At 33.1% G+C, this 11,773-nt stretch carries 10 protein-coding genes; 6 read left to right on the top strand and 4 right to left on the bottom strand.

The annotated features are described in order from the left end of the window. Positions 1 to 42: 42 nt before the first annotated feature. From GFJ99_RS09315 to GFJ99_RS09295, 5 genes are all read left to right on the top strand, one after another. A complete protein-coding gene (locus GFJ99_RS09315; RefSeq protein ID WP_153208475.1) occupies positions 43 to 1,512 on the top strand; it encodes a T9SS type A sorting domain-containing protein in 1,470 nt (489 codons plus the stop codon). A 30-nt stretch (positions 1,513 to 1,542) separates the two neighbouring features. Next, complete coding sequence (locus tag GFJ99_RS09310; RefSeq protein WP_153208474.1) at positions 1,543 to 2,322, top strand: polysaccharide deacetylase family protein; 780 nt, start codon at positions 1,543 to 1,545, stop codon at positions 2,320 to 2,322. Between the two features lie 71 nt (positions 2,323 to 2,393). After that, positions 2,394 to 4,631, top strand: a complete 2,238-nt coding sequence (locus GFJ99_RS09305; RefSeq protein ID WP_153208473.1) for a cation:proton antiporter — start codon at positions 2,394 to 2,396, stop codon at positions 4,629 to 4,631. Between the two features lie 98 nt (positions 4,632 to 4,729). Further along, entirely contained in the window at positions 4,730 to 5,908 is a 1,179-nt protein-coding gene (locus GFJ99_RS09300; protein WP_153208472.1) for a hypothetical protein, read from the top strand. 1 nt (position 5,909) lies between these two features. Next, positions 5,910 to 6,419, top strand: coding sequence for a CAP domain-containing protein (locus tag GFJ99_RS09295; protein WP_153208471.1), 510 nt, complete (start codon positions 5,910 to 5,912; stop codon positions 6,417 to 6,419). Between the two features lie 137 nt (positions 6,420 to 6,556). Here the strand turns inward: GFJ99_RS09295 and guaB are convergent, their stop codons facing one another. The 3 genes from guaB to GFJ99_RS09280 form a co-directional block, all read right to left on the bottom strand. Next, positions 6,557 to 8,029, bottom strand: coding sequence for an IMP dehydrogenase (gene guaB / locus GFJ99_RS09290; RefSeq protein ID WP_153208470.1), 1,473 nt, complete (start codon positions 8,027 to 8,029; stop codon positions 6,557 to 6,559). A gap of 222 nt (positions 8,030 to 8,251) precedes the next feature. Continuing rightward, complete coding sequence (locus GFJ99_RS09285) at positions 8,252 to 9,115, bottom strand: hydroxymethylglutaryl-CoA lyase (protein ID WP_153208469.1); 864 nt, start codon at positions 9,113 to 9,115, stop codon at positions 8,252 to 8,254. 19 nt (positions 9,116 to 9,134) lie between these two features. Next, positions 9,135 to 10,184: a quinone-dependent dihydroorotate dehydrogenase gene (locus tag GFJ99_RS09280; protein WP_153208468.1), complete on the bottom strand. Its 1,050-nt coding sequence runs from the start codon at positions 10,182 to 10,184 to the stop codon at positions 9,135 to 9,137. Positions 10,185 to 10,355: 171 nt separating this feature from the next. On the opposite strand from GFJ99_RS09280, the gene GFJ99_RS09275 reads away from it, so the two are divergent. After that, positions 10,356 to 10,910, top strand: a complete 555-nt coding sequence (locus tag GFJ99_RS09275) for a thioredoxin family protein (protein WP_153208467.1) — start codon at positions 10,356 to 10,358, stop codon at positions 10,908 to 10,910. A 247-nt stretch (positions 10,911 to 11,157) separates the two neighbouring features. On the opposite strand, the gene GFJ99_RS09270 is transcribed toward GFJ99_RS09275, so the two are convergent. Next, a complete protein-coding gene (locus GFJ99_RS09270) occupies positions 11,158 to 11,661 on the bottom strand; it encodes a hypothetical protein (RefSeq protein ID WP_153208466.1) in 504 nt (167 codons plus the stop codon). Positions 11,662 to 11,773 lie beyond the last annotated feature (112 nt).

The following is an 11,773-nucleotide window of genomic DNA, read 5'->3' as shown; positions in this document are numbered from 1 at the left end:
ATTATTCAAAAAAAACAGAATTAAAATTTAAAACTACATTCTATGAAGAAAATTACTTTTTTATACTTATTTACCTCATTCATTTCTTTCGCACAATGGAATCAATTAGGGGCTGATATTGACGGTTTAGTTGCCAATGAACAATCAGGTACTTCAAACGATTTAAATGCTGACGGAACCGTTTTAATAGTTGGAGCGCCGAGAGCTATGGATAATGGAATTATGACAGGAAAGGCGAGAGTGTATGAGTGGAATGGCACAAACTGGACACAACGTGGAGATGATCTTATTGGATCTAATCAAGGAGATGTTTTTGGTGAAGCTGTAAGTATTAGTTCTGATGGAAATACTATTGCAGTTGGAGCTCCAGGCTTTCTAAATACTTCTTACTTAAGTCCTACTGGTCCAACGGGATATACAAGAATTTTTGAATGGAATGGTACATCTTGGATTCAAAAAGGAACTGATATTAATGGTGAAGCACCTAATGATGTTGCTGGAAGTTCTATTAGTTTAACCGCAAATGGAAATCGTATAGCAATTGGAGCAAGTTCTAATGATGGTGTAAACGGAAGTAGTTCTGGACACTGCCGTATTTATGAATGGAATGGTTCTGCTTGGAATCAATTAGGGAGTGATATTGATGGAGAAGCCGCAAATGACTTTTCTGGCTCTGTTTCAATAAATGCAACAGGCACAATCGTTGCTATAGGTGCGTCCGGAAATGATGCTGGTGGAACAAATACAGGTCAAGTACGAGTTTATGAATGGAATGGTAGTTCTTGGATTCAAAAAGGTACTGATATTGATAGTGATAATACAAACGCAAGTTTTGGATATACTATTTCTTTGGACACAAGTGGCAATACCTTTATTGCTGGAGGATATTCATTTGTTAATGGCGCTTTAGGATTTGTAAAAGTTTTTAGTTGGGACGGAACTGATTGGGTTCAAAAAGGAGAAACTATTCTTGGCACTACTGGAAGTGATTTTTTTGGAACAGCAGTAGGTATTAGTCAAGATGGTAGTGTTATAACTGCTAGCTCATTAACACTTGTAAACGGCTATGTTCGTGTTTTTAAGTTTATTGGAAGTTCTTGGATACAACAAGGTGCTGATATTTTAGGTGAGACAAATGGTGATCAATTTGGAAGATCGTTAAGTTTAAGTGCAAATGGAAGTATTCTAGCTGCTGGAACGCCATTTAATGATGGCAACGGTACAAGTGCAGGTCATGTTAGAGTTTTTGAAAACACAACACTTTCAACTTCTAATTTTGAAAATAGCACTATTTCTTTTTATCCTAATCCAACAAACAATATTGTGAATTTTTCGTCACCTGAAACTATTGAAATAATTTCATTATACAATTTATTAGGTCAGGAAGTGCTTTCAAAAGAAATCAATTCAAATGAATTTAAGTTAGACATTAGTAGCCAACCATCAGGTACATATATTGCTAAAATTAATTCAAAAGGTAAATCTCAATCAATTAAATTGATTAAATTGTAATCCATTTTAACCTTTTAATTTACATCAAAAATGCCAAAACCTATCAGTATAAAACTCATTTTTATTAGTTTACTGATAGGTTTTTTCTTATATTCTTGTTCGTCTACCAAAACCCCAACCACAAATTCCAAAGCTGGAGTTGTTATCACATTTGATGATTACTTCGTAAACGAATGGAAAGAAGCGGATGTTCAACTCGCAAAATACAATTGGAAAGCGACTTTTTGTGTAAGTAATTTTGAAAAACTCTCGGTTTCAGATATCTCAAATTTAAAAGAACTTCAAACAAAAGGTCACGAAATTGCTGGTCACGGATTACGTCATCTCAATGCAAAAGAATTCACTAAGAAAAATAATAAAAAGCAATACTTAATAGTTGAAATTTTTCCTTTAATCGAAGCATTTAAAAAAGAAGGCATCGAAATTAAATCATTTGCTTATCCTTTTGGAGCCAAAACACAAACGTTAGACTATGAATTACAAAAACATTTCAATATCATCAGAGGCACAGCAAAAGGCGGCAAAAAAGTAGCCGATAACGCTAATTTCTACAACGGAACTCGATTAGCAAACGGAATTGGAATCGACAGTAATTACGAGCATTTTAGTTTAAACTACTTAACTAAAGTTTTAAATTACGCAAAAAAACACAATAAAATAGTCGTATTCTACGGACACAAGCCTGTTGATAAAGCTACAAATGAGTATGAAGTAGATCTGAAAACATTAGAAATGATTTGTCAATTTGTGGTTTCAAACCAAATGAAATTTTACATGCTTCAAGAACTAAATTCGTTAAAAAAACAATAAAATTGAGCGCATAAAGGATTGAAATTTTGAAAACCGACCACTTTTCACTATTTTAGTAAAAATTCAATTCTATGCCCATATTGCTTACTGCTTCCACTGTTCATTTACCCAATTTAATTAGCGATTTAGGTCTAATTTTAGTCACTGCAGCCATTGCAGTACTCATTTTTAGAATCTTAAAACAACCGTTAGTTTTAGGATATTTGGTCGCTGGATTTTTAGCTGGAAGTGAGTTTGACTTTTTCCCGACCGTAAAAGACATGAATAGTGTAAAGGTTTGGGCAGAAATTGGTGTAATATTCCTTTTATTTAGTTTAGGACTCGAATTTAGTTTTAAAAAACTAATGAAAGTCGGCGGAACGGCTTCCATCACAGCGTTGACCCAAATTATCACTATGGTAGCTTTGGGGTATTTCGTAGGACAATTGATGGATTGGGGCAAAATGAACAGTTTATTTTTAGGCGTAATTTTATCCATTTCTTCCACAACCATAATTTTAAAAACCTTTGACGAGTTAGGCGTAAAAACACAAAAATTCGCTGGAAATGTAATTGGAGCGTTAATTGTGCAAGACATTTTAGCGATTTTAATGATGGTTTTATTATCAACTGTTGCTGTGAGTCAGCAGTTTTCAGGTGGCGAACTGTTACAATCGGTTTTAAAATTGATTTTCTTTTTAACCATTTGGTTTGTAGCAGGAATTTTCTTTATACCAACATTACTTAAAAAAGCCAAACATCTTTTAACGGATGAAATGTTACTTATCGTTTCATTGGCATTGTGTTTACTAATGGTATTATTTGCAGCAAATGTAGGCTTCTCGCCTGCTCTAGGCGCTTTTATTATGGGTTCTATTATTGCCGAAACCACACAAGCCGAACATATTGAACATTTAGTAAAACCTGTAAAAGACTTATTTGGAGCTGTTTTCTTCGTATCGGTCGGAATGTTAATTGATCCTGAAATGTTGATGAAATATGCATTTCCAGTTGGAATTCTAACTTTAGTGGTTATTCTTGGTCAATCGCTCTCTTCAACCATTGGCGCTTTACTTTCAGGACAACCGTTGAAACAATCCATTCAAACTGGAATGAGTTTATCGCAAATTGGAGAGTTTTCCTTCATCATCGCTACATTAGGAATGACATTAAATGTAACGAGCGATTTTTTATATCCAATTGTAGTGGCTGTTTCGGCAATAACAACATTCACCACTCCTTTTATGGTAAAGTTTGCCACTCCTTTTTCTGTTTATTTAGAAAAAAAGTTACCAAGACGTTGGGTAAAAAAAATTGAACGCTACAGTGCAAACACAGATGCTATTAAATCGGTAAGTACATGGCAAATTGTACTAAAAGCGTATTTAACTCAGGTTATTATTCACTCTATCATTATTGTTGCCATTATTCTACTTTCATCAAAATACATACTGCCTTTGGTTTCAGATTCTAGATTCGGAAACGCAATTGCTGCTTTTATAACGGTGATTATTTTATCTCCATTTTTATGGGCTTTATCTCTAAGAAGAGTAGCTGTAAAACAAGTGCAAGAACTGTTACAAGTAAAAAAATATCAAGGTCCCATTCTCGTTTTAGTCTTCTTTAGAATTGCACTTTCATTATTTTATATGGGTTTTGTATTAAATGAATTTTTCTCACCCATAATTGCATTTGTAGCTTTAGTAATTGGAATTGTTTCTTATATTTTATTTCCAAAGCGACTCCATTCTTTTTACAATAAAATAGAAAGTCATTTTTTAATTAACTACAATGATCGAGAAATTACTAAGCAAACTAACAAGCGCCAAATCGTTTTATCACCTTGGGATGGTCACATGACAGAATTTACAATTGCTGCTGCTTCAAACTTGGCCGGAAAATCATTGAAATCATTAAAAATTAGAGAACAGTTCGGTATTAATATTGCTTCCATCAAACGTGGTGATATAACCATTAATATACCTGTAAGAAGTGAGCGCTTATTTCCTGGAGATGAAATCAATGTAATTGGAACCGATGAACAAGTAAAATTATTCAAAAACTACTTAGACAAACACGAAATAGACGAACCAGAAACTTTGGTAAAAGAAGATATTATTTTACAGCAATTAGCACTTAAAAACCGTGTTTGCATTGGAAAAAGCATCCGTGAATCGCAAATTAGAGAGAAAACACACGGCATTATTGTAGGTATCGAACGCAACGGTAAACGTATTCTTAACCCAGAATCGCATTGGATTTTAGAATCTGAGGATATTTTATGGATTGCCGGTGACAGGAAAAAGATTAATGAGTTTTTGAAACAATAATAACACCGTAAACCTCAACGCAAAGTCTTTGCGAAGAACGAAGCAATGTATTGAAGTTTTTTGGCACGAAACTTGATTTTTCTTTCAAAACCAACTTTATGAAAACTATTTATATCCTTCTATTATCCATTACAATTTTTTCTTGCCAAAATGAAAAAACGTCTTTACCAATTGAAGAAAATTCGATTGCAATTTCTTCCCAATTAAAAACAGATAAATTACAAACTTTTGAATTTGTTCTTAAAAATGATACTTTAATTTCAGGGAAAGAAGGAACAAAAGTTTGGATTACTAAAGATTTATTTGAAAATTATTCGAACGGAAAAATCACTTTTGAATTAAAAGAATTCTATTCAAAAGAAGATATGATTTTAAATGGTTTATCAACTGTTACAGATAAAGACGAATTATTAGAATCTTCGGGAATGTTTTATATCAACTTTAAAGAAGAAGGTAAACAACTGAAAATCAAAAATGGGAAATCATATAAAGTTGAAATTCCAAACAAACCATTAGCAGATAGTAATATTTATTATAACGATAATGATTCGATTTTTAGATGGGAATTGGGAAAATCCATGTTAAAAGTTTTATTTCCAGACATTTTAAGAAATCGTGCATTTAGAATTAGTGTAGGTAAAGATGGAGTAGGTGGTTTGTTTAAAGAAACAACCTTGGATAGTCTAAAAATTGCTCAAAAAATTGATTCTTTAAAACTAATAAAAATTTTAGAGGAAGAAGAAACTGAATTAAAAGAGAACCTTAGAAACAATGAAATTGAGATTGTTGACGAGTTAAATCATGATTCAAAACAAGATAAATATCGTGATATAAATAATAATGAAAGACTTACTAAAGAAGAAAAACAAAAAAGAAGAAAAAATAGAGATGCATTTTTTAATTCGTTCGCTGAAATTTCTAATTTCTCATCAGACAAATTAGGATGGATAAATATTGATAGAATCCTAGATTATGAGAAGTTAAAAAAAATAACAATAAAAAACAATGATAAACTTTTCGATAGTGATTATGTTATTTTTTATAATTATTTGGGTCAAAAATCATTAATTAACCATTATTTATATAATTTTAATTCTGATTACGTTTATCCTGAACTAAGGATTAAAGGAAAAATTAAAGTAATTGTTTACACAAAAAATGAAGATAAAATCTTTTATGATAAATTTTATATAGATAGAAATTCTAATACCGAATTTAATCTCAAGTTAAAAGAAACCACTTTGGATAAATTAAAGCAAGAACTAATCTCCAACTAACATGAAAACTTTTTTATCAATAGTATTACTTATAGTTACTTCATTAAGTTTCAGTCAAAATCAAAACAAAATTGATGTAGAAAAACTGAAAACAAAAGTATATCAATTGGTAAACGAAGAACGTTCCAATAACGACAGAAAACTACTTGGTTTGGATCCTTATTTGAAAAAAGCCGCAGACGACCATGCCAAATACATTGCAAAAGCACAAACGTTATCGCACGAACAAACCAATAGTAAAAAGCAAAGTCCGAAAGATCGTGTATACTTTTATGGCGGGAATTCATTTGTATTAGTGGGTGAAAATTTATTATTCACAGGAATTAAAGACCAAATTTACTCTGAAACTGACTTAGACACTTTAGCCTTAAAAATGTTTAATCTTTGGAAGAAATCACCCAATCATTTGAAAAACATCTTAGACCACCAATATTTCTATACCGAAATCAGTTTTAGTATTGATTGGGAAAATAAAAGAATTTATGCGGTGCAATTGTTTGGCACAAAATAAAAAAACCTGACAGGTTTTTGAAACCTGTCAGGTTTGTATTAACTATAGTATGAGATTCCTACGGAATAACAATCATTGTGTATAATAAACTGCTAACTGCTCCCGAAATTTCGGGATGATCACTGAAAACTAAAAAATTATCTCGAATAATTCGGAGCTTCTTTTGTAATCGTTACATTGTGTGGGTGACTTTCGCCAATACCACTTGCTGTAATTCTAATGAATCGACCGTTTTCTTGTAACGTAGGAATATCTTTTGCACCACAATATCCCATTCCGGCTCTTAAACCGCCAATGAATTGTTGCATGCTTTCGTTTAATTCTCCTTTGTATGGTACACGACCAACAATTCCTTCTGGAACTAATTTCTTTACATCGTCTTCCACATCTTGGAAATAACGGTCTTTAGAACCTTCTTGCATCGCTTCAACAGAACCCATTCCGCGGTACGATTTAAATTTTCTTCCTTCAAAAATAATCGTTTCTCCTGGCGATTCTTTTGTTCCTGCTAATAATGAACCTAACATTACACAATCAGCTCCCGCAGCAATTGCTTTTGGAATATCTCCTGTGTAACGAATTCCACCGTCTGCAATAACTGGAACTCCTGTTCCTTTTAAAGCCGCAGCAACTTCTAAAACCGCTGAAAATTGAGGAAATCCAACTCCTGCCACAACTCTCGTCGTACAAATAGAACCTGGTCCAATTCCTACTTTCACCGCATCAGCTCCGTTTTGAGCCAAATATAATGCTGCTTCTGGAGTAGCAATATTTCCAACAACTACATCTAAATCTGGAAATTTTGCTTTTACAGCCTTTAACACATCTACCACACCTTTTGTATGTCCGTGAGCGGTATCGATAATTACAGCATCTACACCAGCATTTACTAAAGCCGTTGCTCTTTCTACTGCATCAGCTGTAACTCCTAAAGCGGCAGCCACACGTAAACGACCAAATCTATCTTTGTTCGCAATTGGTTTTTGCGTTAGTTTCGTAATATCTCTAAAGGTAATTAAACCTACTAATTTATTATTGTTGTCAACTACTGGTAATTTTTCAATTTTGTTTTCTTGTAAAATTCCCTCAGCTTCTTGTAAAGTAGTTCCTTGAGCTGCCGTTACTAAATTTTGAGATGTCATTACTTCTAAAATCGAACGGGTATTTACTTTTTCGAAACGTAAATCTCTATTGGTAACAATTCCTTTTAAAATTCCATTCTCATCAACCACTGGAATTCCACCAATACTGTATTCTTTCATTGCCATTTTAGCATCACCAACTGTAGAATTTAAAGGTAACGTAACCGGATCGATAATCATTCCGCTTTCTGCTCGTTTTACTTTTTTAACTTTTGCTGCTTGTTGCTCAATTGTCATGTTTTTATGTAAAACTCCTATTCCACCTTCTTGTGCCATAGCAATTGCCATAGAACTTTCGGTAACTGTATCCATAGCTGCAGAAGCTATTGGAACATTCAAAGTAATATTTCTCGAAAACTTCGATTGTATGCTAACTTCGCGTGGTAAAATTTCAGAATAATTTGGAATAAGCAGAACATCGTCATAAGTAAGACCTTCGCCAACGATTTTAGTTGTGTGTGCTTTCATGATGCAATTTATAGTAGTTGTTAAATTGCGTGCAAATATACAAAAAAGTAATTAGTGATTAGTAATTAGTAATTAGTTTTTTTAGCCCAGATAGAAATGAAAAGCATTTTATTGAAGAATTCTATTTTTTGTTGTCTAAAAAAGCGACCTAAGAAGCTCTTTTTAGTGCTTACAAAAAAAGAATTGTGGATAAAATCTTGAAATGGATAGCTGGAATAGCTTCTAATGAAATTCACCAAATAATTTAGTCGCTTCGTTATAAGCACTTTCAAAACTCATTGGACTGGTATTCGTGTTTTCTCTTTTGGTTGTGAAATATGATAATAATTTTTCCGTTGGCATATTTCCTGTTAAATCGTCTTTTGCCATAGGACAACCGCCAAAACCTTGAATCGCTCCATCATATCGACGACAACCTGCGTTGTAAGCCGCATCAATTTTTTCAAACCATTTATCTGGTGTGGTGTGTAAATGAGCTCCAAATTCAATATGCGGATATTTAGGAATCAAATTAGAAAACAAATAATCAATAACTTCGGGAGTCGAACTTCCAACAGTATCCGAAAGCGATAGGATTTTCACACCCATATTCGCTAACTTTTCAGTCCATTCGCCAACAATTTCAACATTCCAAGGATCTCCATACGGATTTCCGAAGCCCATTGAAATATAGGTCACGACTTCTTTATTCGATTTATCAGCAATTTCTAAAATTTCTTGTAAGGTCACCAAACTTTCAGCAATCGTTTTATGTGTATTTCGCATTTGAAAATTTTCCGAAATCGAAAAAGGGAAACCTAAATATTGAATTTCTTTATGAACGGATGCATTCTGAGCACCTTGTGTATTGGCTATAATCGCTAATAATTTGCTATTCGTTGCCGATAAATCCAATTGCGCTAATACCTCAACCGTATCTTGCATTTGAGGAATCGCTTTTGGCGACACAAAACTTCCAAAATCAATAGTATCAAAGCCTACACGCAACAACGATTGGATGTATTTCACCTTTTTTTCGGTTGGAATAAAAGGTTTAATGCCTTGCATGGCATCGCGTGGACACTCGATAATTTTGATTTCGTTCATAGCTTCAAAGATAGAAATTTTAGCTGTTTTCCAAAATCTTTTTGTTGATTGCTTTCACTAAAGCTGGACCTTCGTAAATAAATCCTGTATAAAGCTGCACCAAACTAGCACCAGCATTTAATTTTTCTATCGCATCTTCAGCGGTGTGAATACCTCCTACTCCAATGATTGGGAACGACTTATTACTTTTTTCCGAAAGAAAACGAATCACTTCTGTAGAACGTTTGGTTAATGGTTTTCCAGATAAACCACCCATTTCTGATTTGTTATCTGATTGTAAACCTTCGCGAGAAATCGTAGTATTTGTAGCTATTACGCCCGCAATTTTAGTTTCATTTACAATATCAATGATGTCTAAAAGTTGCTCATCGGTTAAATCGGGAGCAATTTTTAGTAAAATTGGCTTTTGTTTTGGTTTTGCGTTGTTTTTATCTTGAAGCGTTTGTAGTAACTCAGTCAAAGGCTTTTTATCTTGTAATTCGCGAAGATTTGGTGTGTTAGGCGAACTCACATTCACCACAAAATAATCGACATGCGGAAACAAAGCTTCAAAACAGATTTCGTAATCTTTAACCGCTTCTTCGTTTGGTGTGACTTTATTTTTTCCAATGTTTCCACCGATTAAAACGCCTTTATTTAGCTTCGCTCCGTTCGGCTTTGCCTCGGGTTTTTTCAAACGTTCCACTGCTTCTTTTACACCACCGTTATTGAAACCCATTCGGTTAATAATCGCATTGTCTTCTTTTAAGCGAAACAAACGTTTTTTAGGATTTCCTTCTTGTCCAACAGGTGTTAGCGTTCCTATTTCAATAAATCCGAAACCAAAATTCGATAACTCTTGATATAACTTCGCATCTTTATCAAATCCAGCTGCTAAACCAACCGGATTTTTGAACTTTAAACCAAACACTTCACGTTCTAATTTTGAATCATTTACTTCGTAAATTGCTTGAAACAAATAAGAAAAACCTGGAATTTTATTCAGAAATCGAATGAATGAAAAGGTAAAATAATGTACTTTTTCTGGATCGAAACAAAAAAGTAACGGACGAATAAATAATTTATACATAGTGTGTTGTGTTGTTGTGCAAAAGTAATAAAATGGAATCCCAAAAAAAAGTATTGGCGCATTTTGTAACAATAAAAGATTTGGTGCGTATAATTAAAGAAGTAAAAAGTGAAAAGTAAAAAGTAGAAAGATTAAAACTTCTAAATTCTAACCTCTAAATTCTAAATTAAAATGGCACAAACTCCTTCTAATATGTTACCATTGGGTACAATTGCACCTGATTTTCGTTTAAAAGACACCAATTTTAACGAATTTAAAACTTTTGCTGATTGTAAAGGCGAAAAAGGAACGGTTGTGATGTTTATTTGTAATCATTGTCCGTTTGTGCTTCATGTAATGGAAGAAGTGATTCGCGTTGTCAATGATTATAGAGTGCAAGGAATTGGATTTGTTGCCATTTCAAGTAATGATGTGGTAAAATATCCGCAAGATAGACCTGAATTGATGACGGAATTTGCCTTTGAAAACGGATTTGAATTCCCTTACTTATTTGACGAAACACAAGAAGTAGCCAAAGCTTACGATGCTGCTTGTACTCCCGATTTTTATCTTTTTGACAATCAAAATAAATTGGTTTACAGAGGTCAATTAGACGATAGCCGACCAGCGAATGGCATTCCGTTAAGTGGTTCTGATTTAAGAAGCGCTATTGATGGTGTGGTTACCAATAGAACTATCAATCCTGGGCAAAAACCTAGTATTGGATGTAATATTAAATGGAAATAAAAAGTAATCAGTGTTCAGTGTTCTATTTAAAAATCAAAATTTCCTTTTCTTGACAAAGTAAGCTAAACAGAAAACTATCGATAAAAATAAATACAATAAAGATTGAATTGAAAACTTTAATCGCAAAGTACTCCAATTCATAGATTCAGTTGTTTCAGAATCAAACTTTATTGTAGAAATTAAAAAAACTACAAAAAATACAACAGCTAAATAACTAAAAAGTTTTTTCATAAAATTAAGATATTAATCACTTCCGCTCCAAAATCACCTCAATCGGATTATTACTTCTTGGCCCGAAACTTCTGGCTTGGCGTTCGTTTTCACTTGAACACAAAATATACATGTTAAAGGCTTGAAGTTGCACTAATTGCTCTTTAAACTTTCCTTTGTCATCTATAATTTTAATAAAGAATTCTTCTGCTGGAAACGTATTGGTTACCGAGAGTAAATAAGTATCTTCCGCATAAGGGAAAAACCATTTTTCGGGTTCGTTTGGCTTACTGATTAAATTATTACGCGTAAAAACTAAAGGTTGGTTTCCGTATTTCCAACTGTATTTATTGTTCTCGTTGATGATTTCTTCTCCTTTTTCATTGACCAACGTAATTTTTAAATCGGGAATATTATCTGATTTCCCTTCTTCATGGGCTTTTACAACTAAATAAGAAGTGAAATCAAACCCACAATGCGGTACTTGTCCGAATGTGAACAAAGAGAATAGTAATAATAAAATAAATAATTTGGTTTTCATAGACTTGAATTGGTGGTAAAAATACAAAAACAATACCAAAAAAATATCCGCCATATGACGAGGGCACTGAAAAACATCGACTATTTTGATTAGTACCGTTTTTAGTCAATAA

The sequence above is a fragment of the Flavobacterium sp. LMO6 genome (assembly GCF_009495795.1).
Taxonomy (GTDB): Bacteria; Bacteroidota; Bacteroidia; order Flavobacteriales; family Flavobacteriaceae; genus Flavobacterium.
Note: the sequence above shows the minus strand (reverse complement) of the source record. Positions and strands in the feature narration are given on the sequence as shown.